Genomic DNA, 24,219 nt, shown 5'->3' with positions numbered 1-24,219 from the left:
TTACCAGAAGTCGGGCAGGGTGTAGCGGTAGGTGTTGGTGCGGTGCCAGTCGTGGTTGCCGTCGACCCACGCGGCCACGCCCTTGAGGAAACGCAGCACGGGCGGCAGGGGGCAGGCCTCGGCGAGCTCGGCCGCGGCGGCCTCGAAGGCGTGCTGGAGTTCGTTGTGGACGTCGATGGCCTTGAGGTAGGCGTCGCGTTCGGAGAGCTGCTCGCGTTCCGCGATCACCACCGGCAGGTTCAGATGGCGGCCGGGGCTGTTGAGTTCCTTGGTGTACGAGTAGAGGTCGTTGACGATGGTGGTCGCGTTGCCGGCGAGTGCGATGACCCGCTGCATGTCCGGCCGGGCGTGCAGGTCCGCGGGCAGTTCGTACCCGCCGACGGTGTCGGTGATCGTGGGACAGGGGCGGAAGTTGTTGAACTGGCGCATGGCCAGGTACTCCCACACCACCGGGACGTGACCGGTCTGCGCCCAGGCGGCTTCGGCGAGGTAGCCCATGTGCAGCCGGGCCATGTCGTGCCGGTAGCGGTCGGCCTGGGAGGGGGTGGCGGCGTCGACGAAGTAGCCCATCGCGCTGTCGTACGCCCGGCGTGGGGCGTCCGACGTGAGCGACTCCTGCCATGCCGGCATGTACTCCGCGGTGGTGTGGAAGGGATCGAGGGCCGTGTGGGCGAGGAGGAGGCGGCCCCCGAGGCCGACGGGTGACCCGCCGTGGTCCTCGCAGTAGCAGTCGTCCAGCGCGTTCTCCGCGACCATCAGCCGTGTGGCGAGCATCAGGTGGTCGACCGTCGGGGCGTCCGGATGGCAGGCGACCATGTAGCGGCCGACGGAGAAGCCGTCGAACTGCCCTTCCCACTCCTCGGGGTAGAGCTGGACCTCGTCCTCGGCCCAGCGTTTGATCCGGCGGCTCACCTCCTCGACGCGCGCGGGGTCGGGCTCCGGGACGGGGTGGTAGTACAGGCCGGGGACGGCTTGCGCGGCGGCGGGCTGCGCGGGGGCGGCCCGGGGCGCCGGGTCCGGGAGCGTGGGTTTGTACCTGCGCGCCACGGACAGCGAGGCCGTGCCCGGTCCGGTCGGTCCGCGCAGGACCCGCTGGAGTGCGGAGTCGGGCTCGGCCGTGTCGGGCATGTTCCGTACGGCGGAGTCGGCCTTGGCCGTGTCGGGCATGTTCCGTACGGCGGAGGCGGCCGCAGCCGCGGCGGACATGACCTGGAGGTCCCGTCCGGCCGGGACCGCGTCGGGCATGTCCTGGGCGTGCGGTAGGGGCGCTGCCGTGTCACACGCGTTCCGTACTGCGGCGGCCGTCGGTGCCGACGGCGGGGCGGGGACGGTGACCGGGGGATGCAGTCCGGCCAGGAAGTGCAGCGCGGTGGGTGTGACCGAAAGGTCGGGGACCACCGGCGTGCGGGCGTCGGGCGCGGGCAGGGGCGGCGGCGTCGGCTGTTGCTCGGGGAGGGATGGTCCGAGGGGCCCGGAGTCGGGCATCGGCGGCTCCTTGCTGGGTGGGATGGGCGCACCGCGGTACGGGGGCGTGACAGGCTGCCCGGCTTGCCGCGGCCAGGGCTTCAGCGCGGCCCCGAGTGATGGGCGTGAGCAGGATTGGGGCCTGCCCGACCTGGCTTCAGCGCGGCCTGGGGGCGATCTGCACGTTCTCCATCACGCCGAGGGCGTCGGGCAGGAGCACGGCGGCGGAGTAGTAGGTGGTGACGAGGTAGGAGATGATCGCCTGTTCGTTGATGCCCGTGAACCGCACGGAGAGCCCCGGTTCGTACTCGTCGGGCAGTCCGGTCTGCCGCAGACCGATGACGCCCTGGTTCTCCTCGCCGGTGCGCATCGCGATGATGGAGCTGGTCTGTTCCCTGCTGATCGGGATCTTGTTGCAGGGCAGGATGGGCACGCCGCGCCAGGCGGGGACGGACTGTCCGCCGAGGTCGACGTGGTCGGGGTAGAGGCCGCAGGCGTTGAGGCCGCGTCCGATGGCGGCGATGGTCCTGGGGTGGGCGAGGAACAGTTTGGTGCCGCGCCTGCGGCAGAGCAGGTCGTCCATGTCGTCCGGGGTCGGCGGGCCGGAGCGGGGCTGGATGCGCTGCTTGAAGTCGGCGTTGTGCAGCAGCCCGAACTCGCGGTTGTTGATCAGCTCGTGCTCCTGCCGCTCACGCAAGGCCTCGACGGTGAGCCGCAGTTGCTCCTCGCTCTGGTTCATCGGGCCGTTGTAGAGGTCGGCGACCCGCGTGTGGATCCTCAGAACGGTCTGGGCGACCGAGAGTTCGTACTCGCGCGGCTCGAGTTCGTAGTCGACGAAGGTGCCGGGCAGTTCCGCTTCGCCGACGTGGCCGGCCGACACGGCGATCTCGGCCTCGCCGTGCTTATTCTGCCGCTGCCGCGCACGGGAGGTGAACTCCTCGATGTGGGCCTGCAGATGGGGCGCGGAGGCCCGGACCGCGGCGAAGTCGGCGTGGGAGAGGGTGAGAAGCGTGCCGGACGTCTCCGCGGTGACCGTGCACGCGTGGCGGGCCTCGGAGTCCAGCAGCGCGTGGTCTGCGAAGTGGTCGCCGTCCGCGAGGACGCCGACGGCGTTCTCTCCACCGTATCTGCCCTCGGAGGTCTGGCTGACCCGGCCGTGGGCGATCAGGTGGATCCGGTCCGCGGGGCTGCCTCGCTCGACGAGGACCTCGCCCGCCGAGAAGTCGCGCTGCGTGCAGCGGTCGGCCAGGGCGGTGAGGACGTCCGTGTCCTCGAAGCCGCGCAGCAGGGCCAGTTCCCCGAGTTCCCGGGGGATCACACGGACCGTGGCGCCTTCCTGGACGAACTCGATGTGCCCGTCACCGACGGTGTGGCGCAACCGCCGGTTGACCCGGTAGGCGCCGCCCTTGGCCTCGACCCAGGGCAGCATCCGCAGCAGCCAGCGGGAGGTGATCTCCTGCATCTGCGGGGCCGACTTGGTGGTGGTGGCGAGGTTGCGTGCGGCAGCGGTGCTCAGGGACTGCTGCGGCGGGTCGGCGGTGGTCCGGGCTTCCGGGATGCTGTCGACGGTCATCGAGGGCAGGTGCTCCTTGCATGACGGGTCGTCCGGTGCACACGGGTGCGTCGACCGGGAGACAGGGAGGGGTGGGCAACCAGCGGGAAGGATCACGCGGATCCGCCCCACCTGCAGAAAGCTAACCGCTGAGAGGGCCGCATCGGCCACGGAGACGAGATGCTTACCTCGAAGCAGTGACAATCAGTTGAACGCGGTTTATCGGTCCGCCCACCTGTCTTCGCCCGTGCCGTAGGGTCAGGACGCGTGATCGTATGGCTCAACGGCACGCATGGCGCGGGCAAGACGACGACCAGTGCCCTCGTGCAGCAACTGATCCCGGACGCGCGGGTGTTCGACGCCGAGAAGGTCGGCGAGACGCTCATGGACATCACGCCGGAGCTGCCCGGAGCCGGCAGGGAGAACTTCCAGCACTGGCCGCCTTGGCGTCCACTCGTGGTCGAGACGGCACGCCGTGTACTCGACTACGCCGGCGGCACGCTGGTCGTCCCCATGACGGTGCTGGTCGAACAGTACTGGCGGGAGATCAGCGCGGGGCTCGCCCAGCATTCCATCGAGGTGCGGCACTTCGTGCTCCACGCCGACCAGGACACCCTCCGCGCGCGCATCGAGGGGGAACACATCGTGCCCTCCCCTTTCCGTCTCGCGCACCTCGCGCCCTACGCGGAGGCGGCCCGCAGCTGGCTGCACGCCGCGGCCGAGGTCGTCGACACCACGCACCTCACGCCCGCCGAGGCCGCTCTGCGGATCGCCGAGTCCGTCAGGGCACGGCCATGATGCGTGTGTGGGCCCCGCCGGCCTTGCTGGTGGTCTGCGGCTCACTCCTCGCGACGGGACCGATCTCCGCGGGGAGCCCGGGCGCGGCCGCGGCGCTCCTGGTGGCGTTCCTGCTGCTGGCGGCCGTCTCCTCGCCCCTGGTCTTCCCGAGGTCGATCGGTGCGCTGGAGGCGCAGCGCCGCAGCGCGGTCGACGGCCGGCCGGTCGTGTTCTGGCGGCCGGGCTGCACGTACTGTCTGCGCCTGCGTATCCGGCTGGGGCGCAGTGCCTGCCGGTTGTACTGGGTCGACGTGTGGCGGGACCCGGCCGGGTCGGCGGCGGTCAGGGAAGTCAACGACGGCAACGAGACCGTGCCGACCGTCGTCGTGGGCGGACGGCCGCACACCAACCCCGACCCGGCATGGGTGCGCGATCAGCTCTGATCCTTCCCGTGGCCAGGAAGCGACGGCCGCAGCCCGGTCACCGCAAGGGCACCGACAACGGCCGACGACAGGCCTGGACCCTTTCCCGATCCGGGGCTAGGCTCTGCCGGGCGTATCCGAGAGCGCTCTCAAGCTCTGCTGTTCCACCCCCACCTGATGGAACAACGAAGGGGCATCCCTTGAGACGCACCACAAGCCTGCGCACCGCCGTGTCCGCGCTCCTCCTGCTCGGCACCTGGGCGACCGCGAGCGCCCTGCCGGCTTCCGCGGCGGACTCTCCCGCGCGCCCCGCCCAAGCACCCGCCTCCCCCGAGCTGCTCGCCGCGATGCAGCGCGACTTGGGGCTGACCCGTGACGAGGCGGAAGCGCGCCTGGTCGCGGAGAAGACCGCAACGGACGTCGAACGCACGGCACGGAAGGCCGCGGGTTCGGCCTACAGCGGCTCCTGGTTCGACGCCCGCGAGGGCAGACTCACCGTCGCCCTCACCCGCGCCTCGCGCACCGACGCCGTACGCGCGACCGGGGCGGCCGTACGCCTCGTGCGGTACGACGCGCGGCACCTCGACGCGGCGAAGGAGCGCATCGACGCCCTGGACGCGCCTGCGGGCGTGGCCGGTTGGCACGTGGACCCGAAGGCCAACAAGGTCGTCGTCAGCGTCGTCGCCGCGCACCGCGACGACAACGATGTCCGGGCCTTCCTCTCCCGGGCCCGCCACGCAGGTCCGGTGACGGTGCGGCAGAGTCCCGCCGCACCACGCACCTTCGCCGCCGGCACCGTGGGCGGCGACCCCTTCTACACCGGCAACGTCCGCTGCTCCATCGGCTTCTCGGTGCACGGCGGCTTCGTCACCGCCGGGCACTGCGGCAGGCCGAGCGCCGCGGTGTACGGCTGGGACCGGTCCTACATCGGCAATGTCCAGGGCTCCTCCTTCCCGGGCGACGACTACGCCTGGGTGAACGTGGGCAGCGGCTGGTGGACCGTCCCGGTGGTGCTCGGCTGGGGCACGATCCCCGACCGGCTCGTACGCGGCTCCGCCGAGGCCCCGGTGGGTGCCTCCGTCTGCCGCTCCGGTTCCACCACGCACTGGCACTGCGGCACCGTGCTGGCGAAGAACGAGACGGTGAACTACAGCGAGGGCGCCGTCCACCAGATGACGAAGACGAGCGTCTGCGCCGAGCCCGGCGACTCCGGCGGCTCCTTCATCAGCGGTGACCAGGCCCAGGGCGTCACCTCCGGCGGCTGGGGCAACTGCGGCAGCGGCGGCGAGACCTGGCACCAGCCCGTCAACGAGATCCTCAACCGGTACGGGCTGAGGCTGCACACGGCCTGACCTCACCCGCACACCGGGCGGGCTCCGGTTGGCCTCGGCGCACCACGGCCACCGGAGCCCGCCCGGACCCCACCCGGTCCTCCACGGCGGCGGGGGGACCATCAGGTATTTCCATGGGGATGTTTCGGTCGCACCCGGGCCGCCACGCCCGGTGAGTGGCTGGTCCGGACCCGTCGGTCAAGATTCGGTCTCGCTCGGCCGGGCGGGGGAACGCCAGGGAGTTACCCGCGGTAAGTTCCGGCTCCCCACTCCCCGTTGTCAGGAGTCCCGGTTCTCATGCGCCGACTTCTAGCCTCCGTCGCGGTGGTCTCGGCCGCGATCGGCGGGTTCATCACGAACATCTCCCCCGCCGCTGCCGCCGACCCCGCGTCCGGTTCCTTCAGCGTTCTCGCCTACAACGTGGCGGGCCTGCCGGAGAGCATCTCCAGCGCTCCCACTCCCCGCGAGCCCGCCACCACCGACATCGGCCGGCGGATCGCGCCGTACGACATCGTCAACGTCCAGGAGGACTTCAACTACCACGCCTTCCTCTACGCCGGCGACACCGCACACGCCCACCGCACGCCCACCAGCGGCGGTGCGGGAATCGGCAGCGGTCTCAACACCCTGGCCAAACTCCCCTACGACACCGACGACTTCGAGCGGGTGCGCTGGAAGTCCTGCCAGCTCGACTCGGGGGACTGCCTCACGCCCAAGGGGTTCACCTTCATCCGCCAGCGCCTCGCCGAGGGCGTGTACGTGGACTTCTACAACCTGCACACCAACGCCGGGACGAACCCCGGCGACCTGGCCTCGCGGGCGGACAACCTCAACCAGCTGACAGCCTTCATCAAGAGTCATTCGGCCGGGAACGCCGTCGTCGTCATGGGCGACACCAACACCCGCTACACGCGCTCGGGCGACACCATCGCCGAGTTCGCCGCCGCGAACGGCCTGACGGATCCCTGGGTCCGGCTCGTCCGCGGCGGCGTACCGCCCGCCAAAGGCAGCGACGCCCTGGTCTGCGACCAGACGGGCCCCACGGTGCCCAACACCTGCGAGGTCGTGGACAAGGTGCTGTACCGCGGCAGCAGACTCGTCTCGCTCGACGCCACCTCCTACAACAACGAGCACGCCGGATTCCTCACCGACGACGGGCTCATGCTGTCCGACCACGATCCGATCAGCGTGGGCTTCTCCTGGTCGCGCTCCGCGGACTTCCAGCTCAGCGAACAGTTCGGCGGACCGCACGGCGACCACTACACCGACATCGACGCCGTACCGGCGGGCGCGCGCCCGGTGAGTGTTTCGCTCCGCAGCGGCACCCGTGTCGACGGTGTCGGCCTGACGCTCGGCGACGGCAAGGTCATCCGCCACGGCGGGACCGGTGGCACGGTGTCGTCCCTGAACCTGGGCAGCGGGGAGTATCTCAGCTCCGCCCGGCTGTGCCGGGGCGAGAAGAGCGGCCGGACACGGATCTTCTCCGCCACGTTCACCACGAACCTCGGCCGGAGCCTGTCCGGCGGGACCACCACGACCGACTGCGTGACACGCACGGCGCCGTCGGGATGGCAGATCGCCGGCTTCCACGGGCGTGCCGGTGACGAGGTCGACAAGCTGGGCTTCCTCTACACGAGGCGTTGACGCGCTCGCCGACGGCCCTCGGCGCCGGTCCGCCGCCGGCGGCGACGGCCTCTCACCGGCTGTCGCCGCCGTCAGGGCAGGCGCGGAAGCATGTCCCGTGCCGCGTGGCTGAGAACGCGGAGGTTCGCGGCGAACCGCTCCCGGTCCTCGGCCGGCAGGGGCGCAAGGAAGTAGCGCTTGATGTTCTCCACGTGCGCCCGGGCCGCGGCGACCGTGGTCTCCTCCCCCAGCGCGGTCAGGCGCACCAGACGCGCGCGGCGGTCACCGGGGTCCTCGACCCGCTCGACCAGTCCGGCCGCCACCATGCGGTCCACCAGGCGGGTGGCCCCTCCCGTGGTGAGCACCTGTTCCTGGGCGATGGCCCCCATCGACAATCCGGCGTCCCCCGCCCTGCCCAGGATGAGCAACACCTCGAACGTCAGATGGCTGATGCCGCACTCCGCCTCCAGCGCCCGGCCCAGGATGTACTCCAGCCGGTTCGCGGCCCCCTGCAGCCGGCCGAAGGCCAGAACCAGGGCGTCGTTCGCCGCTTCTCCCGGCGTCGAGATCTCCGCCTGCCCGTTCACAGCCCCGGCTCCCCTCCGTCGCTTCGCGCACCCACCCTCCCGATCATGCCGCACCGCTCCGGGGGTCATGTGCCGGCTTCGGTGCACCCGCCGAAGGCGATCGTCGGCCGCTACCCCGCACACGTCGGCCCGTTCATCGTCGACCTCACCAACCGATCGCTGTTCGGCGCGACACTCTCCTCGGCACTCGCCCGGAAGGTGTCGAACGCGGCATTCCGCGGTGCAGTCAGGGCATGGCTCCCTCAGTCACGGATGACACTGATGACACGGATGACAAGGATGATCAGGGCGCTCCGGCGTCTCCCGGGCGTGAGCGTCCCTCCCGGCTGATCGATGTCGCCGTCGCCGTGCTGCTGCTGATCGCGGACGCGATCATCGTCGTCGTGGCCGTGACGCTGCTCGTCGCGGTGGGCATGGGCCGGACGCGTTCGTCGGGCGCTCCGGTTCTGACGTGGTTCGTCATCTGGGGTGGTCCGGCCGTCGCGGCGGCCGGCGCTGTCGTGCACGCCCGGCTGAGGATGCCCGTCACCGCCGTCGTGCAAGGGCTGTTCACGCTCGCCTGCACGGTCCTGGCCGTCGCTTGGACGCGCATGCTGCTGTCCTGAGACAGACAGCAGCCCGCGGTGTCACGGTCTCACCACGTCACGGGCAGCTCCAAGGGGAAGCGCCGGATGGTCCGGGTGTCCCAGCGCACGTCCTTCGCCGGTACCGCCAGGCGCAGGCCGGGGAGACGAGTGAACAGGACCTCGATCGCCGTGCCGATCTCCGCCATCGCGAACGTGCTGGCGATGCAGTGGTGGCCGCCCCAGCCGAACGTCATGTGGGGGTGAGAAGCGCGGTCGACGTCGAGGGCGTCCGGGTCGGGGAACACCTCCGGGTCCCGGTTGGCCGCCAGATAGGAGACGTGGACGAAGTCACCCGCGCGGATGAGCACTCCCTCCACTTTCACGTCCTCGAGCGCGACGCGCGGGATACCGACGCCCTTGCGGAACGGGATGTGCCGCAGGAGTTCGTCCAGCATCCGGGGCAGCCGTCCGGGACGGCTCCGCAGCAGGTCGAGAAGTTCGGGGCGAGTCAGCAGGGTGTAGGCGATGTTGCTGATCTGGCACGTGGCGGTGTCATTGCCGCTGAGGATGAGGGTCAGTGCCAGGACGGCCAGCTCGTCGTCGCTCAGGGGCTCCTCCCCCGGCTCGCAGGCCGCCATGGTGGTGATGAGGTCGTCGCCTCCCTCCTTCCGGCGTTCGGCGACGAGCGTGGTGAAGTAGGCGCGCAGGTGCTGCTTGGCCGCGGCCGCCGCCTGCCTGGCTTCGGGCGCGGTGGCGAGCATCTGCTGGGTGTGACGCAGCATCAGGGGCCGGTCTGCGTCAGGGACGTCCAGCAGTGCGCAGATGGTGTGGTTGGGCAGTTGCGCGGACAGGGAGAGGGCCAGGTCGGCCGGCGGGCCCTGCTCGACCATCTCGTCCACGAGACGGTGCGCCACATGCTCGATGGCGGGCGTCATGCGTTTCACGCCGCTCTGTGTGAAGGCCCGGGCGGCGGCATGACGGAGCCGGGTGCTGCGCGGCGGGTCCATGACGTTGAGCGACTCCGGGGAGACGATCGGCTCGGGTGTCATGCGGGGGTAGTCACGGCCGACGATTGCCGCCCGGCTGAACCTCGGGTCGGTCGTCACCTGACGGACCCCCTCGAAGGTCGTGACCAGCCACGCCTCGGCTTCGCCGTAGGGCAGTCGGATACGGCTGACCGGACCGTCGGTCATCAGCCGGCCGAGTGACGGGTCGAAGTCCAGTTGCTCGCTGAAGTCGAAAGGGCAGGCGGCGACGTGAGCCATGGGTACTCCTGAGCGCGTCGGCGGTGCGGCCATGTGGGCGGAACCCGGTGGGCGCGGAGCACGGCTGCCCGACCCACGGGGGACATTTCGCATGGTGCGGCAGAGCGCCGCTCCATGCACCCAGTGCCGGGTCAAACGGCAGAAAGCGGGGAGACATGCCCGACACCACCCCTCCGACACCGCAGCCGCCGGCCGTGGACGTGCTGGTCGTCGGCGCCGGACCCACCGGACTCACCCTCGCCTGCGACCTCGCCAGGCGTGGTCTGCGTACGCATGTCGTCGAGGCCGGCGACCGGCTCCTCGCCGGTTCACGCGGCAAGAGCCTGCAGTCCCGCACGCTGGAGGTGTTCGACGACCTGGGGGTCGCCGACGCGCTGCGGGCCGCGGGCTCCCTCTTCCCGCCCATGCAGACCTGGCGCGACGGGGTGCGCCAAGGCGAGTGGCAGTTGATCGAGCCGGACCCGCAGGCCCCGGTGTCGCGTCATCCACGTCCGTGGCTGGTTCCCCAGTGGCGCACGCTGGAGATCCTGCGCGAGCGGCTGCTGAATCTGGGCGGCACGCTGGAGTGCGGCGTGCGGCTCACCTCTCTCACGCAGTCGGACACGCACGTGAGCGCGGAGGTGACGCACTCCGACGGTGGCCGTCACCTGGTGTCGGCGCGCTACCTGGTCGGCGCGGACGGCAGCCGCAGCACGGTGCGTGAGTCGCTGGGCATCGCCTTGAAGGGCGAGGACGGCGGGCTGCGCTCGGCAGTGGTGGCGGACGTACGCGTGCGGGGGCTGGACCGCGACAACTGGCACGTCTGGCCGGACCCGGCAGGTGAACTGCTGCTGTGTCCGCTGCCCGGGACCGCCGACTTCCAGCTGAACGCCAAGATCACCGGCGAGGAGTTCACGGCGACGCCCGAGACCGTGCGCGCTCTGATCGCCGCCCGTACCCATCTGTCCGCGGACGCGGTCACGGCCGTGGGGTGGTTCTCGTTCTACCGGCCTCGTACGGCCATGGCCGAACGCTTCCGCCACGGACGGGTCTTCCTCGCCGGGGACGCCGCCCATGTGCACCCGCCCGGTGGTGGCCAAGGGCTGAACATCGGCGTGCAGGATGCGTACAACCTCGGCTGGAAGCTGGGTCAGGTGGTGCGCCACGACGCCCCGGACGCGCTGCTGGACAGTTACGAGGTCGAGCGCCGGGCCGCCGCGGCGGACACCCTGGAGCTCAGCACCCGCCTGTACCGGGCGGGCCGCACGTCCCGGGACCCCCACGAGCAGGCCCGGTACCGGGGGCGTGTCTGCCACCTGCTGTCGGTGCACTACCGCGACAGTGAGCTGTCGACGGACGCCCGTGAACGGCGTTCTCCGGCCGGTGTCCGGGCCGGTGACCGTGTGCCCGACCTGCCGTGTGCCACCACCGAGGGCCCCTGCGGGAATCTGTTCGAGCTGCTGCGCGGCCCGGACTTCACGTTGCTCGCGGTGAACTGTGCATTGCCCGCCGCGGCAGCGGGTCTCCGGACGCACCAGGTGACCGGCGGGCCGTTGGCCCAGGAGCTGGGTACCGGGCTGTTCGTCATCCGCCCCGACCACCACATCGGTCTGGCCGCTGACAGCGCCGAGTACCTGGAGCACTATCTGGCGCAAGTCGGCTCGGAGGGCGGCGAGATGTAGCCGTCCCCCTTTCGTCTGTGCCGTCGCGGGCGCTTCGGCCGGTGCAGGTCCGGTGAGGAGTCATCACCGGACCTGCGGAGCACCAGGTCAGCGTCGGCGGGCCCAGCCGGCACCGACGCCGGCCACCTGCAGTGCCAGGCACATCAGTCCCAGCAACATGACGTTCGTCGAAGAGAACACATCGTTGGTGCCGATCTCGGCCGCGTTGATCAGGAACGCCAGGAAGAACAACACCGCCGCGACTATGCCGAGCATGACAAGCTCCTCTCGAAGGGGATGCAGCCCGTATGCCCCGCCTCCACGTTCGCAGACACCGGGTGTTCGCCTGCTTGTGCGGGTGCCGATGAAGTCTTCTGTCGGCTGCGATGTGCACTTCCGAAGTCAACTCGACCTAGGACAGGAATTGTTGGTGCTGCATCTCGCTGACGGGAGGCTGCCACCGGGCAAAAGAGCGCTGCTCGACGGGAACAAGCTGCTGCTCTTGTCCGTACCATCTCCCACCAAGGCATCGTGCGGTACACAGGAAAGGGCAGTGCCATGTCCGAGACAGCAGCTCCCGCCACCGAACTGGCTTCCCAGTACATCGCCCAGGTGACGGGCGACCTCGACGCGAACCTCAAGGAGCAGGAACGCATCAGCGCGGAGATCGCCTCCCTGCAGGAGCAGCTTGCCGCTCTGCAGCATGACCACGGCGTGCTGGTCAGCATGCAGCAGGCCCTCGGCATCACCCAGGCGCGGAGTGGGTCCGCTGCCGAGTCCAGGAGCGCCGTGGTGCCCTCGCCGCGTCGGAAGAAGGCCGCCGCCGCGGCCGGGGGGAAGCAGAAGACACGCAAGGCGACTGCCGCTCCCGCGAAGAAGGCGCCCAGGAAGTCCGCGGCCAAGACGACGAACGCGGCCAAGACCGCGAACACGCCCAAGGCGGCCGACCTGACCCTGGTGGAACTCATCCGCCGCCACCTCGCCGAGCAGAAGGAACCGCGCTCCGCCGCCGAGATCTCCACGGCCCTCGGCCAGGCCCACCCCGACCGCGACATCTCCCCCAAGGTCGTGCGCGTCACCCTCGAGGGCCTCGTGGCCAAGAGCGGCGCCGAGCGCTCCAAGCAGGGCAGGTCCGTCTTCTACAGCGCGCCGGCGCAGAAGGATGCGCCCGCACCCGAGGCCGAGACACAGGCCGAGACGACCGCCGGCTGACAACCGACAGCACGAGGCAACGACAGTCCTGCTTCCGACGATCCTGGTCCCCCCATGAGGTTGGCTGCGCGGTACGTTGCGCGACATGACTCAACTCGATCCCGCCGAGTGGCCACCCGCCCCCCTACGGACCGAACGGCTCGTGCTTCGTGGGGCGGAGGCGCGGGATCGTGTGGCGTTCATCGAGCTGTTCGCCTCGCCGGAGGTGGGCACCTACGTCGGTGGCGCCCGGCCGCGTGACGAGCTCGAGCGGGCGGTTCCCGAGGTGCCCGGGCGGCGGCCCGGGGTCTTCGTGATCGATCTCGGCGGAGCGATGATCGGCATGATCACGCTCGACCGGCGTGACGCGGAGCGTCCGGGACACGTCCGGCCGGAAGGCGAGGAGGCCGAACTCGGTTACCTGCTGCTGCCGGAGGCGTGGGGGCACGGATACGCCGCCGAGGCGTGCGCGGCGGTACTGGACTGGTTCGCCGACGTGCTTCCCGGCGAGCCGGTGGTGCTGTGCACCCAGACCGCCGACGAGCGCGCGATGCGCCTCGCGGCGAAACTGGGCTTCACCGAGGTGGAGCGGTTCGAGGACTACGGCGCCGAACAGTGGTTGGGCGTGCGGGAGTCGCGGAACATGTCGACCTCCCGCTGAGCACCGTCTCCCCTGCCGTTTCCCACGGGGCCAGACCTTCGGTCGGCTGTGCCGCCGGCTGCGGGCGGCTCTCCGGGGACTCCAGTCGGAGCATGGCCGCCTCGTCCGGGGTTGCAGGGGCAGCCTGGTAGACGACCATGCGCTGCCCGCCCGTCCGGGCCAGTCGCATGACCTCGTAGGTCAGGGTCATCGGGCCGACCCTTCCTCCTGGCGGGTCAGGCGCGGTCGCCGAGCACGGCGGTCATGATCGGTTCGGCCGCCTCCTCGGTGGTGTCGGGCGGCACGACGAGCAAGTCCCAGCGGCCGTGGCCGGGTGCTAGCAGGACGACGGTGTCCGGGGCGTGCGCTGCGACCGTCTTCCGCAGTCGTACGACCTGGTTGGCGACGAGCATCCGGCCAGGTGCCGCGGACCAGGCCGCTCCGTTCACCGTGACGCCGGCGATGTGTCCCCAGGCGCGCGGCAGTGCGGCGAGCAGCTGCGGAAGCTCTGCCAGGAGGTCGTACGAACGCGGCCACCACACCCCGTCGAGGCGCCGTGGCAGCACGCTGTGGGGCGCGAGCCGCAGGCGTAGGAGAGGGCGGATGGACGGTACGGGAGGTGCGGGCGGTGCCGGTGGCGCTGTGGTGATCATGGCGTTTCCTTCGACGGGTTGTGGAGCGGTGGGTTCGGGTCAGGCCCGGCGGGCGGCGAGCCGGTCCGACGTGGGCCAGCGCACGTCCTGCACCCAGCCGAGCCGTTCGAGGAGTCGGATGACGGCGGCCGAGGGGTCGATCTGGCCCCGGTCGACGCCGTGCCGGGCGCTGGTGGGGTCGGCGTGGTGCAGGTTGTGCCAGCTCTCGCCGAAGGAGAGCAGGGCGAGCGGCCACAGGTTGGTGGCCCGGTCGTGGCGGCGGGTACGGAAGGGCCGCTTGCCCAGCACGTGGCACAGGGAGTTGACGCTCCACGTCACGTGATGGAGCAGGGCGATGCGGACGAGCCCTGCCCACAGCGCGGCCGTCAGCGCGTGGACCCACGTGCCGCCGACTGCCCAGCCGATCCCGAAGGGCAGTGCGAGTGTGAGGACGCACAGGGCCGGGAAGGCGCGGGCGACAGCGCGTATGTCGCGGTCGGCCAGCAGGTCGGGGGCGTACCGGTCGGCGGGCGTGGGGTCGTTGCGGAACAGCCAGCCGACGTGGGCGTCCAGCAGGCCGCGCAACTGGCCGCGCAGATGGGTGCCGTAGCGGTACGGGGAGTGAGGGTCGCCGGGCCGGTCCGTGAAGGCGTGGTGGCGACGGTGCGTGGCGACCCAGCTGATCACGTCCCCCTGGAAGCTCATCGACCCGGCCACCGCCAGCGCGATACGCACCGGCCGGACCGCCCGGTAGCCGCCGTGGGTCAGGCCGCGGTGGAAGCCGACGGTGACGCCGAGGCCCGTGACCACGTAGAGGACGAGCGCAAGGACGATGTCGGCGGGCCGGATGAGGCTTCCCCACAGCCACCAGCCCGCCGCGCCGAGCGCCAGGAACGGCAGGACTACGATCGCCGCCGTCACCGCCACGTACACGCGCTCGGCACCGCCGCGTGCGGGCGCCGGGCCGCCGGACGGGAAGGGCACCGTTCCGTCGTAAGCCCGGGGCGGGCCCACGGGATCCGGCGGGGCCTCCGCCGGTGAGGGAACGGTCGCGGACGAATCGAGCGGCATGACGGGGCTCCTCAGCCTCGGTGAAGGGGGTTCCTCCCGCCGGGCCGAGACGATAGGCCGGGGAGGCGCGGCCGGGGGGGCGGCTGCTGTGGTGGCGTGGACGAGCGGCCGTCGGGTGGGGCCACGCTCTCCTGCGCGGCTGGGGGGGCGGTGTTCCGGCTGCGCTCTGTGTGCCGGTCGCCTGCGAAACGTGGTGCCACGACACCCGCGTCGAAGTTAGGTCGAAGTTAGGCCGCAGAGGCTGCCGTGACCGTGATGCGGAACCTGTCCGGGCGACGACCGTCCGGAGTCGTGGTGCGCCGGGAGCGAAAGCCGGTCCGTCGCCGGTATGCGTCGTGCCCTCGGTTCCTTCAGCGTACCTGGCGGGAAGCGAGAAGTGAGTCGCGGACCGTAACAGTTGCCGGAGCGGAGAGGGGGCCCAGGCTCGCCTCGGTGCTCCGCCCTCGACCTCCCACTGCTCCGTCTGCCCTTGCTCGCGTACGGCCTCGCCCTTGGCGTGGAGGCGTTGCTCGGCCGCCAGGAGCTCGCTCCCAGTGAGGTGGAGCGCGGGGTCGGCAGCCGCGGCCATGAGCCGTGCGGCCGTGGCGGTCTCGGTCCGGGGTGGGACGACGAGCAGGTCCCAGCGTCCGACGCCGTACGAGAAGAGCCGAATCGTGTGCGGGTCGAAACCGGAGGCGAACCACGCGGCCTTCACCGTGTGCCCGGGCACGGGCAGCTCGCAGGGCGCCGCCGCCCAGGTGTCGCGGTGGGACGCCATCCGCGACACGCGTCCTCGCGTCGCGTCGAACGCCTCGATGAGTGCGGGCAGTTCGGCCAACAGGTCATCGCTGCGCGGCCACCAGGCGCCGCAGAGAGGGCCGGGCGGGAAGGTCGGCGGGCGCAAGGCGAGCCGGGCAGGGACCGGTGGCGTGCGTACCGGGCGGCTGGGGGCGCGGTCGCCGGTCCTCGGCGGTGGGCCCGTGCCGGTGTGCGGGTTCATGGTCGCGGTTCCTGTCCTCGGGCGGCCGTCCTACGACTGCCGGTGCTGCTGGGCCGGCGTCAGCCAGGCTCGTCGGTGTGGGCGCGTCGCGCCTGGGTGTGGCTGGTGGCCAGCCAAGACGACTGGGTGAAGGTCTCTTCGCCGACATGCCCGGTGTCGACGGTGAGATGGAGCAGGGTGCCCTGCCCGCCGGGGCCCACGGGGTAGCTGCGGGGCTCGTCGCAGCGGAGGCTCCGGCGCAGTAGCTGCGCCACTCGTTGGGCGATGTCGGGGCTGGCGGCGATGATGCGGACCTCCGCGAGGTCGCCCATGGGGAGATCGCCGTCGGCGGTCTCGTACGTCTGTGAATCTTCGCTAGTGCCGTGACTGGTGCCGGTGCCTTGGCTGCGGCTGCGGTTTCGGCGGAGCGGCGCGGGCACGGAAGTGACGTCTGTTCTGTCGGCCATCTCGACCTCAACGTCCCGCGGTGTTCCGCGTGCTGTGCGTCGTCCGTTCCTGGTGGCGGCGCGGTCGGAAGCGCCCCCGCCCGCTGTCGCGATGGTCGCGACGGTCGAGCGAGGCGGACGGGGTGGAGTGTGATGGGGGCGGCGGGGTGGTGCCGGCGGCTCGGTCGTCGGCGGCTGGGGGGCCGGGAAGGAAGCGGCTGCAGGAACGCAAAGCGGTCCTTTCGCTGTGTGCGGAGTTGAGCCGGTGGATCACGTACGCTCCGGCGGCGATGAGCACGAGGAGCACGGCGATGCTGAGGTCGATGTCCACGGCGGTCACGACCTGACGGTCGGTCGAACGCGAGAAGAGCTTGGGAGAGGTGAACCCGCCGTCCCTCGGCCTCGGGGTGGTGGATTGGTGCCGGTGGTGCCGTTCGTGCTCGTGGCGCCGGTGCTGAGGAGCTGCAGTACGGCCCTGCGCGGGTCGGGCACCGGCCACGCGTCGGGGGCGGGGAAGGAATCAAGGGCCGGGGCCATCGTGCTGACCTGTCTCCGGAAGCTCCTGCGCTGCGCGAGGCTTCCGGCGAAGTGTCTCGCCGAGGACGAGACCAGCGCGGAAGCCGGTGTGCGACATGCCCTCGGTACCTCCACCGTACTCCTGTGCGCCCCCGACTGTCGGGAAGCGGAGGGAACCGCCGTACCCGCCTCGGTGTTCTCGTCCACCGTCGGTACCGAAGGGGGGTGCGGCCGCGGGAGTACGGTTGAAGACACCGAGGGCGTCGCGCGCCGACTCCGACACCGGTGCCGCTCTCGGCGACCGACGACGCCGGGCCGGGTCCGTCCGTGCCCGAAGAGGGCTTGCCTCATGATCGTGAACGTGTCGGCTGCGCCGACGACCACAGAACCCCTCGGGCGTCCCGTCGGTTCGCACCCGCCCGCGACGCGGAAGCCCGGCCCGAGGCCGGAACGGGGCTCATCGCCGCGGGAAGGGCAACGCGTCCGTCCGCTGACCCGGCGTCAGATCGAGGACCATCTGCAGGAACTGGGTGATCTGTACGCGGAGACGTCCGGCGGTGGCCCCTGGGTGTGGAACCAAGCCCGCAGCGCCTTCCTGCGGCGGCTTGCGGCCGACGCACGGCGACCGGGGTTCGAGCTGCTGATCGCGGAGACCACCGCGCTGACCGGTTGCGCCTACGGCTTCCCCGTAGGCGGCGACGGCCCCTGGTGGGAGGGCTTCGACGGATACCTTCCGGGGCGGCTGCTCCGGCTTGCCGCCTCCGGACGCCTCTTCGTGATCTCCGGGATCCACGTCCCCTCCCGGGTACGCAGGCAGAACCAGGACCGTGCCTGGAACCTCGCCCGGCGCCTGCAGACACGACTGCTCACCGACCACGGTGCCGCCGTCGCCGTCACGCTGGTGAAGCGCTCCGACCACAGGACCGTCGAGGCGCTGCGGTCCTGGGGATGGCGGTACGTCGAAGGCGACACACCGCGGACGGCCCCGCTCGGCCCGTTCCGCGTCCTGGTCCTCGACGCCTGAGCCCCCGGCCCGCCTCACCGCGGTCACCGCCTTCAGGGCGACGGCAGACGCAGGGTCAGGAGGGCCACGTCGTCGGTGCTGCCGGGCGGCATGCGGGCGGGCAGTTGGTCGCACAGCGTGTCCAGCGGTTCATGGGCGAGAGCGAGGGCGTGGCGGCGCAGACGGGCGAGGCCGGTGTCCAGGTCGCTGCCGGGGATCTCGATCAGGCCGTCGGTGTAGAGCAGGAGAGTGGAACCCGGTGGAAGGGGCCGGGCGGCGCTCGGCCGGCTGCCGCCGGTGCCCGGAGGGACACCGAGGACGACTCCCTGTCCCGCTTCGAGGTACTGCGCCTGCCCGTCCCGGGTCAGCAGCAGAGGCGGCGGGTGCCCCGCGCTGGTCCACCGCAGCGTCCAGGGACCGGTGTGCGGGTCGCCTTCGAGCAGAGCGAGAACGAGGGTGGCCATGGGGACGGTGGTGATGGCGGGCATGGCGTCGTCGAGGCGGTCGACGACGGCGCCGGGCGGGCCGGTGTGGTCCCAGGCCAGCGAGCGCAGGATGCCGTGCAGTTGCGCCATTCCGGCCGCCGCGGTCAGGTCGTGGCCCACGACATCGCCGATGACCAGCGCGAGCGTGCCGTCCTTCCGCTGGAACGCGTCGTACCAGTCGCCGCCCACCTGGGAGCCGGCCGGGGCGGGCCGGTAGCGGGCGGCCAGCCGCAGGCTGCCGGGCTGAGGCGGCGGGGCCAGCAGGTTGCGCTGCATGGCCTCGGCGACGGCGCGCTGGCGGCCGAACCGCCGTGCGTTGTCGATGACCAGGCCGACCCGGCGGCCGATGTCGCTCACGACGTCCAGGTCGTTGGTGTCGAAGGGGTGCTCCGGGTCCGTGCGCACCACCGTCAGGGCGCCGGTGATCTGCCCTCGGGGGCCGAGCGGCACCGTGACGGCCGACGTCGAGCCCACTGTCCGCAGGAAGTCGTCGTGGACGGCGGCCAGGGGAGAAGCGGGCAGTGCGGCCGGGTCCGCCTCCTGCTGCAGTACGGGATCAGCGCCGTTGAGCACCTGGACGAGCGGTGAGTGATCTCCCTCCCCCGCCTCGGTAAGACGCTGGTGCCCGCCCTCCAGTCCGGCCACCCGGCCCGCCGGACCGGTCACCGCCACCCGGTGGACCTGCCCGGAACCGACAAGGAGATCCACCGCCGCCCAGTCGGCGAGGCGGGGAACCAGCAGGCGGCCCAGCCGGACGAGGGCCTCATCGGTCTCCAGGGTCTGGCTGAGTACGTCCGTGATCTCCGCGACCAGCGTCAGCCGCTCGGTGAGGTCCTCCAGAGCACGTGTGTAGGCCGCACGCTCCCGACGCGCGCTGCGCTCGCCGGCGGTGTCGGTGAACAGCACGGCCATGCCGATGAAGGCGCCGTCGTCCGTCACAGGGGTAGCGGACCAGGAGATCGCGATCAGGCGACCGTCACCGCGCAGACAGATGTCGCCCTCCTCGCGTGCCTCGGACCTCTCGGCCACGGCCCGCAGCAGCGGGCACTGCTCCCGGGGGATCCTGCCGCCGTGCGCATCCCGGTGCAGCAGGTCGTGTGCGTCCTCCCCGCGCATCGCCGGGGCGGCGCGGCCGAGCAGCCGCACGGCCGCCGGATTGACCGCGAGGATCCGTCCGGCGGGATCCACCACGACCAGGGCCGTGCCCAGTGGCCCGACGACCGGCTGCCGGCTTCCCCTTTCGGCCCCTGGTCGGCCTCCCTCGTCTCCCGCACCCTTCACCTTGCCACCGCCTCCGTCAGGGAAACCCTCGTCGAAGCCCGCAGGAGCATCGGGGGACCGACACACCACTGGATCGATATTCCCCCGACTCGGCGGATCAGTTCGGCGACGTCGCGCGGCCATGTCGTTCCCCCGGCGCGAGACCCTGCGACCACCCTGCTGCGGCACGGGCTCAGCCTGCCGGAACAACCCCCCTCCGTGAAGGCGGCTTCGGCCTGAGCGGGTGACGGGTGACGGGTGACGGGTGACGGGTGACGGGTGACGAGAATCGAACTCGCCCTCCCAGCTTGGGAAGTGCCGGCGCTGGGCAGGCACAAGGAAACTCGCCCGGAATCGTTGCCTCAGGGACGACGGTCCAACGGAGGAACGCATGGGAGCGTTCCTCCGCTGTCCGCACGGTCCGTCGGGCCTGTTCGAGGAGTACGCTGGATTTACCGAGGATATTTCGAACACCGGCTTCCAGGCTCGTGTCGTTTTCGGCGATTCAATATTCCGGGCCGACCCTGGTCGGCCCGGGGCAGGGTACGCGTCATGATGGCGACCATTTCCCACCCGCCGACGACCGAAGCCGATGACCGGCTCTCCTCGCTCTCTCCGCGTCTGTCGCTGGCTCCCATCGGCTCCGCGCCGGCGCTGCTGGACGGCGCCTGGTGGCCCCGCTCCCGCGATCTGGAGGCGGAACTCCCGTCACTGGTCGCCGTACTGGAACCGCTGTGGGGACGGATCACCCGGGTCACGGTGAATCCCGCGCAGTGGCCGGTCATCCCACGCAAGGTGCCCGTCGCCGGGCGTCTGATGCACGTGGGCTGGTTCCGGGACGAGCAGGACCCGCATGAACTGCTGTTGCTCTCCTACCACGTGGGCCGCTGGAACCTCTTGGTCGTCCCGCCACAGACGGCTCCCGACTCGGCCGCCTGGCTGATGGCCGCCGCGAGCGACCCGCGCGGTACGTCGAGCGCCAGCCGGTTGATGGAGGAGGCGGAGCGCCTGCGGACGCTGCGCGACGCCGACCGGGCCGTGGAAGCGGTGTGGGACTCCGAAGGAGGGCACGGGTCCCGCGACGCGGCCGCACCTCCACGGGTGCCGGCCATGACCGGCACGGTGGGGCAGCAACCGAGGGGAAGGTGAGGATGGTGGAGACCTTCGTGACGGTGGCCGTGATCGTGGGACTCATCGTGGTCGGGGCGTTCCTGATCCGCCTGCTGAACTCCCAGCACGGCGACCGCATGGCCGGCGTGCGTTACCTCCGCACCGGGATGCCTGTCGCGGGACCGGCTCCGTCGGCTCGGCGAAGGGCCCGCGGCAGGGTGACGACGAGCGGCACCCGCCGCCCCGACCGCCCCGGGCTCGGCGCAATGAGCTGCTCCCAAGTTCTGTCGCCCCCGGCTGAGAAGCCACGCTGGACGGCTAGGTAGTCGCTCTTCTGGCCGGTCCTGAGGCGCTGCACGTGTGGCACGGGAAGCAGAGCACCCACATCCAGCTTCGCTCCCTTCCTTCGGGAGGGCATGTGCAAGTCGGCGACTTCCCTTCACCTCGACCAGCCGGACTCCCGAATTCGCCGGGTGCGTGCCGAACAGATCAGGCAGGCGGCGGGTCTTGGCTCAACCTGGAGCAGCTCCGGGCCGTGCTGCTCGCGGTCGCCGCGCTCGCCAGGCTCCTGCTCCCCCGCGACTGACATGACTCACCACATCACTGGGGGACGCGGCCGCCCGCCGCGGCCCGGCCTCGAGGCCGGGCCGCGGCAAGTGGTCTGGGGGCAGGATGAGGACCTCGATGAGGAGGGGTGGGAATGAGTTACGGCCTGCAGGCAGTGATCGCGGTCGAGGAGACACTGCATGTCGTCTCACGGGACCTGGCCGCTGCCCGGCCGGCGTCGGTCGGACAGGGTCTGGCGCTGGTGCCGATGACGTACGCGCTGTTCGATGCCGTCGCAGACGGCAGCGGGGTGGGCGCGTCGGGGTTCCGGCGGCTGACGGGCGGGTTCGAGCAAACCCTGGCCCGCTGGTCGGAGGCTGGGCCGGTGGCGTACGTGGAGTCGGAGTACTTCGGCGGTGTGGGCGAGCAGCGGGCCGTCGTGTGGGAAGGCGGCGCGGTCGTGCTCGGGCCGCTCCACGTGGACGAGGGTGAGCCGTTCGCGTCGGCCGGGAGCCCGGTGTCTCAGGCGCTGCGGCGACTGGGGGCTGTGGCGTGTGCCGGCCGGGACGAGTTCTCGGCCGTGGGCCTGGACCGTCACCGGCATACCGAGGCGTGGATCGCCTGACGCGTGCCTCTCGCGGTGCTGAAGCGGACAGAGGTCGGGATCCGGGCGGGGGCCACGCCGCCGGATGGACCAACCCGCCGGTTCCGGGCTATGGGGACATAACCTGCGCGATATGAAGAAATGTCATATCGCACCTCTGGCGTGCCTTGGGGCGCTGCTCGGGACGGGGCTCGGCGCCGCTCCGAACACCGCCGACCACACGGTCCATGTCGTCATTCCGGGAGAATCGATCCAGGAGGCGGTGGACGCGGCCCGGCCGGGCGACACCGTTCTGCTGGCGCGCGGCATTCACCACGCGAGCGTCGACATCACCACCCCAGGGCTGACCCTGAAGGGCATGGGCCGAGGCACGGTGCTCAGGCCGGCGGCGGGCACGAGCACGACCACCGCCCCGAGCACCGCCCCGGACACCCCGTCCGGCGCCGCCGGCTGTGCCGCGGCCGGCAACGGCATCTGTGTCGGGGGCGCGAAGGACCACAACGTCGACGGCGTCACCATCGCCTCCCTGACGGTGACCGGCTTCCCCAAGACCGGCGTCTACGCCAACCAGGCCGACCGGTTGACCGTGCGCAATGTCACCGCGGCCGAGAACGGGGTGTGGGGCATCGCCACGGAGCACTCGCGCCGTGGCCTGTTCCGCGACAACACCGCCCGCGGCAACGGCGACGCGGGCCTGTTCCTCGCCAACACGGTGACACAGGAGCAGGGCGCCGCCGACACCGAGGGGACGGTCGTGGCGCGCAACCGGCTGGAGGGCAACCGGATCGGCGTCACCGTCCGCCGGCTGCGCAACCTGACCGTGAAGGGCAACCACCTCACCGGCAACTGCGCGGCGGTCTTCGTCGTCGGTGACGAGAACAAGCCGAAGGCCGGCTTCGTGACCGTGCGCGGCAACCGCATCGAGCGCAACAACAAGTCCTGCCCGAAGACCGCCCGGCTGGACGCCCTGCAGGGATCCGGCATCGTCGTGACGGGCGCCGACGACAACCTGATCACGCACAACGTGATCAGGGACAACGTCGGCACCTCCCCCTTGTCGGGCGGCATCGTCTTGTTCAAGAGCTTCGTGGGCACGACCAGCGAGCGGAACCGGATCAGCGGCAACCTGCTGGAGGGCAACTCCCCGGCGGACCTGGTCAACACCGACCCCGGTCAGGGCAACACGTTCCAGGGCAACCACTGCGCGTCGTCCCTGCCCGCCGGACTGTGCTGACCGTTCCCCCCGCTCCTCTTCGCACCGGGACCGGCACGTACCCGGTAGCCCCCTGCTGCACCTGACCCAAGAAGGAAGGCGGCACATGACGACCACTCAGCCCGCTCCCGCGCCCTCCATGCGGCTGCGGGAACTCGCATTCGGGGCGGCATGTGCCGCCGCCCTCCGCGCGGCCGCCCGGCTGGGCGTCGCCGACGCGCTCGGTGACGATCCCATGGCCGTGGAGGACCTCGCGGCCGCGGTGAAGGCCGAACCTCGCCCGCTGCGCCGGCTCCTGAGGGCGCTGTCCTGCTACGGCGTCTTCGCCGAGCACCCGGACGGGACCTTCGCGCACACCGACGTCTCGCGTCTGCTGCGCGAGGACGACCCCGACAGCCTGCGCGCCATCACGCTGTGGTGCACCGAGCCGTGGACCTGGGACGTCTGGCCGAAGCTGGACGAGGCCGTGCGCACCGGCCACAACGTGGTGGAGGACCTGTACGGCAAGGAGTTCTTCCCCTACCTCAACGAGGACGCCCCGGAGTCGGCCGACGTCTTCAACCGCGCCATGACGACCTCCAGCGTGCAGTCGGCGCGCGACGTCGCGGAGTTCCTCGACCTGTCGGGGAGCGCGTCGGTCGCCGACATCGGCGGTGGCCAGGGGCACGTGGTCGCGAGCCTGCTGGACAAGTACCCCACGATGCACGGGACGCTGCTGGACCTCCCGCGGGTGGTGGAGAACGCCGTCCCGAGACTGCGCGCCGGCGGTGACCTCGCGGACCGCGCACGGGTGGTGCCCGGCGACGTCCGGACGGCCGTCCCGGTGAAGGCCGACGTCTACGTCATCAAGAACATCCTGGAATGGGACGACGAGAGCACGGCCCGCACCCTGCGCAACGTCCGCGAGGCCGGCGGCCCCGGGACGCGGGTCGTGGTCATCGAGAACCTCGTCGACGACACGCCGTCCATGCGGTTCAGCACCGCGATGGACCTGCTGCTGCTCCTCAACGTCGGCGGGGCGAAGCACACCACCCGGAGCATGGTGGACCGGCTGACAGAGGCAGGCCTGGTCATCGACGACATCAGCCCGGTCAACCCGTACCTGCACGCGTTCGACTGCCACGTTCCCGGCTGATCCGACCGCGCACCGCGGAGCACTGGCGCCCCGTGGCTCCCCCCCAGGTACGACCGGTCGCCGGGGGCGCCCCCGCGGGGGCCCCCCCCCCCGGGGGGCCCCCCGGGGGGGGGGCCCCCGGGGGGGGGGCCCCCGCCGGGGATCGCGGGGCCCAGGGGGGCGTGGGGGGGCCCCCCGGGTCG

23 protein-coding genes and 1 pseudogene are annotated in these 24,219 nt (G+C 71.4%); 13 read left to right on the top strand and 11 right to left on the bottom strand.

The window, feature by feature from the left end; translation table 11 throughout:
* Together ACFZDI_RS09915 and ACFZDI_RS09910 are read right to left on the bottom strand one after the other, a co-directional pair.
* On the bottom strand, window positions 1-1,485 hold the full coding sequence (locus ACFZDI_RS09915) for a family 2 encapsulin nanocompartment cargo protein terpene cyclase (protein ID WP_391249080.1): 1,485 nt from the start codon (window positions 1,483-1,485) through the stop codon (window positions 1-3).
* Window positions 1,486-1,621: 136 nt separating this feature from the next.
* Window positions 1,622-3,037 carry a family 2B encapsulin nanocompartment shell protein gene (locus ACFZDI_RS09910; protein ID WP_391249078.1) on the bottom strand — a complete coding sequence of 472 codons (1,416 nt, stop codon included), beginning with the start codon at window positions 3,035-3,037 and terminating at the stop codon, window positions 1,622-1,624.
* A gap of 246 nt (window positions 3,038-3,283) precedes the next feature.
* On the opposite strand from ACFZDI_RS09910, the gene ACFZDI_RS09905 reads away from it, so the two are divergent.
* The 4 genes from ACFZDI_RS09905 (at window position 3,284) to ACFZDI_RS09890 (ending at window position 7,190) form a co-directional block, all read left to right on the top strand.
* A complete protein-coding gene (locus ACFZDI_RS09905; RefSeq protein WP_391249076.1) occupies window positions 3,284-3,814 on the top strand; it encodes an AAA family ATPase in 531 nt (176 codons plus the stop codon).
* A complete protein-coding gene (locus ACFZDI_RS09900) occupies window positions 3,811-4,236 on the top strand; it encodes a glutaredoxin domain-containing protein (RefSeq protein ID WP_391249074.1) in 426 nt (141 codons plus the stop codon). Before ACFZDI_RS09905 ends, ACFZDI_RS09900 begins: the two co-directional genes overlap by 4 nt.
* A gap of 179 nt (window positions 4,237-4,415) precedes the next feature.
* Window positions 4,416-5,567, top strand: a complete 1,152-nt coding sequence (locus ACFZDI_RS09895) for a trypsin-like serine protease (RefSeq protein ID WP_391249072.1) — start codon at window positions 4,416-4,418, stop codon at window positions 5,565-5,567.
* 276 nt (window positions 5,568-5,843) lie between these two features.
* Window positions 5,844-7,190: a jacalin-like lectin gene (locus ACFZDI_RS09890; RefSeq protein WP_391249070.1), complete on the top strand. Its 1,347-nt coding sequence runs from the start codon at window positions 5,844-5,846 to the stop codon at window positions 7,188-7,190.
* Window positions 7,191-7,261: 71 nt separating this feature from the next.
* Here ACFZDI_RS09890 and ACFZDI_RS09885 read toward each other — a convergent pair whose 3' ends face one another.
* A complete protein-coding gene (locus ACFZDI_RS09885) occupies window positions 7,262-7,756 on the bottom strand; it encodes a MarR family transcriptional regulator (protein ID WP_391249068.1) in 495 nt (164 codons plus the stop codon).
* Between the two features lie 233 nt (window positions 7,757-7,989).
* On the opposite strand from ACFZDI_RS09885, the gene ACFZDI_RS09880 reads away from it, so the two are divergent.
* Window positions 7,990-8,361 (top strand): hypothetical protein, encoded by a 372-nt coding sequence (locus tag ACFZDI_RS09880; RefSeq protein WP_391249066.1) that lies wholly within the window; start codon window positions 7,990-7,992, stop codon window positions 8,359-8,361.
* A 29-nt stretch (window positions 8,362-8,390) separates the two neighbouring features.
* Here the strand turns inward: ACFZDI_RS09880 and ACFZDI_RS09875 are convergent, their stop codons facing one another.
* Window positions 8,391-9,587: a cytochrome P450 gene (locus tag ACFZDI_RS09875; RefSeq protein WP_391249064.1), complete on the bottom strand. Its 1,197-nt coding sequence runs from the start codon at window positions 9,585-9,587 to the stop codon at window positions 8,391-8,393.
* 155 nt (window positions 9,588-9,742) lie between these two features.
* On the opposite strand from ACFZDI_RS09875, the gene ACFZDI_RS09870 reads away from it, so the two are divergent.
* Complete coding sequence (locus ACFZDI_RS09870) at window positions 9,743-11,248, top strand: FAD-dependent oxidoreductase (RefSeq protein ID WP_391249062.1); 1,506 nt, start codon at window positions 9,743-9,745, stop codon at window positions 11,246-11,248.
* 87 nt (window positions 11,249-11,335) lie between these two features.
* On the opposite strand, the gene ACFZDI_RS09865 is transcribed toward ACFZDI_RS09870, so the two are convergent.
* Window positions 11,336-11,503: a hypothetical protein gene (locus tag ACFZDI_RS09865; protein ID WP_234846026.1), complete on the bottom strand. Its 168-nt coding sequence runs from the start codon at window positions 11,501-11,503 to the stop codon at window positions 11,336-11,338.
* Between the two features lie 282 nt (window positions 11,504-11,785).
* Here ACFZDI_RS09865 and ACFZDI_RS09860 point away from each other — a divergent pair, with 282 nt between their 5' ends.
* Together ACFZDI_RS09860 and ACFZDI_RS09855 are read left to right on the top strand one after the other, a co-directional pair.
* Window positions 11,786-12,439: a hypothetical protein gene (locus ACFZDI_RS09860; protein ID WP_391249060.1), complete on the top strand. Its 654-nt coding sequence runs from the start codon at window positions 11,786-11,788 to the stop codon at window positions 12,437-12,439.
* Between the two features lie 85 nt (window positions 12,440-12,524).
* A complete protein-coding gene (locus ACFZDI_RS09855) occupies window positions 12,525-13,079 on the top strand; it encodes a GNAT family N-acetyltransferase (protein ID WP_391249058.1) in 555 nt (184 codons plus the stop codon).
* On the opposite strand, the gene ACFZDI_RS09850 is transcribed toward ACFZDI_RS09855, so the two are convergent.
* The 5 genes and pseudogenes from ACFZDI_RS09850 to ACFZDI_RS09830 all read right to left on the bottom strand — a co-directional run bounded on the left by ACFZDI_RS09850 (window position 12,994) and on the right by ACFZDI_RS09830 (window position 16,051).
* Complete coding sequence (locus ACFZDI_RS09850) at window positions 12,994-13,248, bottom strand: hypothetical protein (RefSeq protein ID WP_391249535.1); 255 nt, start codon at window positions 13,246-13,248, stop codon at window positions 12,994-12,996. The two genes, ACFZDI_RS09855 and ACFZDI_RS09850, sit on opposite strands and share 86 nt — an antisense overlap.
* A gap of 46 nt (window positions 13,249-13,294) precedes the next feature.
* Window positions 13,295-13,711 carry a DUF5994 family protein gene (locus ACFZDI_RS09845; protein WP_391249056.1) on the bottom strand — a complete coding sequence of 139 codons (417 nt, stop codon included), beginning with the start codon at window positions 13,709-13,711 and terminating at the stop codon, window positions 13,295-13,297.
* Between the two features lie 39 nt (window positions 13,712-13,750).
* Window positions 13,751-14,761, bottom strand: a complete 1,011-nt coding sequence (locus tag ACFZDI_RS09840) for a fatty acid desaturase (RefSeq protein ID WP_391249054.1) — start codon at window positions 14,759-14,761, stop codon at window positions 13,751-13,753.
* 568 nt (window positions 14,762-15,329) lie between these two features.
* Window positions 15,330-15,740, bottom strand: a pseudogene (locus ACFZDI_RS09835) (DUF5994 family protein); the annotation flags it as partial.
* A gap of 59 nt (window positions 15,741-15,799) precedes the next feature.
* The gene (locus ACFZDI_RS09830) at window positions 15,800-16,051 is read right to left on the bottom strand and encodes a hypothetical protein (RefSeq protein WP_234846032.1); all 252 of its coding nucleotides are present in this window, start codon (window positions 16,049-16,051) and stop codon (window positions 15,800-15,802) included.
* Window positions 16,052-17,030: 979 nt separating this feature from the next.
* Between ACFZDI_RS09830 and ACFZDI_RS09825 the strand changes: the two genes are divergently transcribed.
* The gene (locus ACFZDI_RS09825) at window positions 17,031-17,705 is read left to right on the top strand and encodes a hypothetical protein (protein WP_391249052.1); all 675 of its coding nucleotides are present in this window, start codon (window positions 17,031-17,033) and stop codon (window positions 17,703-17,705) included.
* 32 nt (window positions 17,706-17,737) lie between these two features.
* Here ACFZDI_RS09825 and ACFZDI_RS09820 read toward each other — a convergent pair whose 3' ends face one another.
* Window positions 17,738-19,573, bottom strand: a complete 1,836-nt coding sequence (locus tag ACFZDI_RS09820) for a SpoIIE family protein phosphatase (protein WP_391249050.1) — start codon at window positions 19,571-19,573, stop codon at window positions 17,738-17,740.
* Between the two features lie 408 nt (window positions 19,574-19,981).
* Here ACFZDI_RS09820 and ACFZDI_RS09815 point away from each other — a divergent pair, with 408 nt between their 5' ends.
* The 4 genes from ACFZDI_RS09815 (at window position 19,982) to ACFZDI_RS09800 (ending at window position 24,037) form a co-directional block, all read left to right on the top strand.
* Window positions 19,982-20,578, top strand: a complete 597-nt coding sequence (locus ACFZDI_RS09815) for a DUF5994 family protein (RefSeq protein ID WP_391249048.1) — start codon at window positions 19,982-19,984, stop codon at window positions 20,576-20,578.
* 661 nt (window positions 20,579-21,239) lie between these two features.
* The gene (locus tag ACFZDI_RS09810; protein ID WP_391249045.1) at window positions 21,240-21,710 is read left to right on the top strand and encodes a hypothetical protein; all 471 of its coding nucleotides are present in this window, start codon (window positions 21,240-21,242) and stop codon (window positions 21,708-21,710) included.
* 112 nt (window positions 21,711-21,822) lie between these two features.
* A complete protein-coding gene (locus ACFZDI_RS09805; protein WP_391249042.1) occupies window positions 21,823-22,923 on the top strand; it encodes a right-handed parallel beta-helix repeat-containing protein in 1,101 nt (366 codons plus the stop codon).
* Window positions 22,924-23,008: 85 nt separating this feature from the next.
* The gene (locus ACFZDI_RS09800) at window positions 23,009-24,037 is read left to right on the top strand and encodes a methyltransferase (protein ID WP_391249040.1); all 1,029 of its coding nucleotides are present in this window, start codon (window positions 23,009-23,011) and stop codon (window positions 24,035-24,037) included.
* The last annotated feature ends 182 nt before the right edge of the window (window positions 24,038-24,219 follow it).

The sequence above is a fragment of the Streptomyces sp. NPDC007907 genome, assembly GCF_042959365.1.
Classification (GTDB): domain Bacteria; phylum Actinomycetota; class Actinomycetes; order Streptomycetales; family Streptomycetaceae; genus Streptomyces; species Streptomyces indiaensis.
This window is presented reverse-complemented; position numbering and strand designations above follow the sequence as displayed.

What these genes read in the sequence shown, in the direction of transcription:
- ACFZDI_RS09855 (WP_391249058.1), top strand. Translation starts at nt 12,525, where the DNA reads ATGACTCAACTCGATCCCGCCGAGTGGCCACCCGCCCCCCTACGGACC.
- ACFZDI_RS09850 (WP_391249535.1), bottom strand. Translation starts at nt 13,248, where the DNA reads ATGCGACTGGCCCGGACGGGCGGGCAGCGCATGGTCGTCTACCAGGCT.
- ACFZDI_RS09825 (WP_391249052.1), top strand. Translation starts at nt 17,031, where the DNA reads ATGATCGTGAACGTGTCGGCTGCGCCGACGACCACAGAACCCCTCGGG.
- ACFZDI_RS09875 (WP_391249064.1), bottom strand. Translation starts at nt 9,587, where the DNA reads ATGGCTCACGTCGCCGCCTGCCCTTTCGACTTCAGCGAGCAACTGGAC.
- ACFZDI_RS09815 (WP_391249048.1), top strand. Translation starts at nt 19,982, where the DNA reads ATGATGGCGACCATTTCCCACCCGCCGACGACCGAAGCCGATGACCGG.
- ACFZDI_RS09870 (WP_391249062.1), top strand. Translation starts at nt 9,743, where the DNA reads ATGCCCGACACCACCCCTCCGACACCGCAGCCGCCGGCCGTGGACGTG.
- ACFZDI_RS09865 (WP_234846026.1), bottom strand. Translation starts at nt 11,503, where the DNA reads ATGCTCGGCATAGTCGCGGCGGTGTTGTTCTTCCTGGCGTTCCTGATC.
- ACFZDI_RS09915 (WP_391249080.1), bottom strand. Translation starts at nt 1,485, where the DNA reads ATGCCCGACTCCGGGCCCCTCGGACCATCCCTCCCCGAGCAACAGCCG.
- ACFZDI_RS09820 (WP_391249050.1), bottom strand. Translation starts at nt 19,573, where the DNA reads ATGGCCGCGCGACGTCGCCGAACTGATCCGCCGAGTCGGGGGAATATC.
- ACFZDI_RS09830 (WP_234846032.1), bottom strand. Translation starts at nt 16,051, where the DNA reads ATGGGCGACCTCGCGGAGGTCCGCATCATCGCCGCCAGCCCCGACATC.
- ACFZDI_RS09840 (WP_391249054.1), bottom strand. Translation starts at nt 14,761, where the DNA reads ATGCCGCTCGATTCGTCCGCGACCGTTCCCTCACCGGCGGAGGCCCCG.
- ACFZDI_RS09845 (WP_391249056.1), bottom strand. Translation starts at nt 13,711, where the DNA reads ATGATCACCACAGCGCCACCGGCACCGCCCGCACCTCCCGTACCGTCC.
- ACFZDI_RS09890 (WP_391249070.1), top strand. Translation starts at nt 5,844, where the DNA reads ATGCGCCGACTTCTAGCCTCCGTCGCGGTGGTCTCGGCCGCGATCGGC.
- ACFZDI_RS09860 (WP_391249060.1), top strand. Translation starts at nt 11,786, where the DNA reads ATGTCCGAGACAGCAGCTCCCGCCACCGAACTGGCTTCCCAGTACATC.
- ACFZDI_RS09910 (WP_391249078.1), bottom strand. Translation starts at nt 3,037, where the DNA reads ATGACCGTCGACAGCATCCCGGAAGCCCGGACCACCGCCGACCCGCCG.
- ACFZDI_RS09800 (WP_391249040.1), top strand. Translation starts at nt 23,009, where the DNA reads ATGACGACCACTCAGCCCGCTCCCGCGCCCTCCATGCGGCTGCGGGAA.
- ACFZDI_RS09880 (WP_391249066.1), top strand. Translation starts at nt 7,990, where the DNA reads ATGGCTCCCTCAGTCACGGATGACACTGATGACACGGATGACAAGGAT.
- ACFZDI_RS09900 (WP_391249074.1), top strand. Translation starts at nt 3,811, where the DNA reads ATGATGCGTGTGTGGGCCCCGCCGGCCTTGCTGGTGGTCTGCGGCTCA.
- ACFZDI_RS09805 (WP_391249042.1), top strand. Translation starts at nt 21,823, where the DNA reads ATGAAGAAATGTCATATCGCACCTCTGGCGTGCCTTGGGGCGCTGCTC.
- ACFZDI_RS09810 (WP_391249045.1), top strand. Translation starts at nt 21,240, where the DNA reads ATGAGTTACGGCCTGCAGGCAGTGATCGCGGTCGAGGAGACACTGCAT.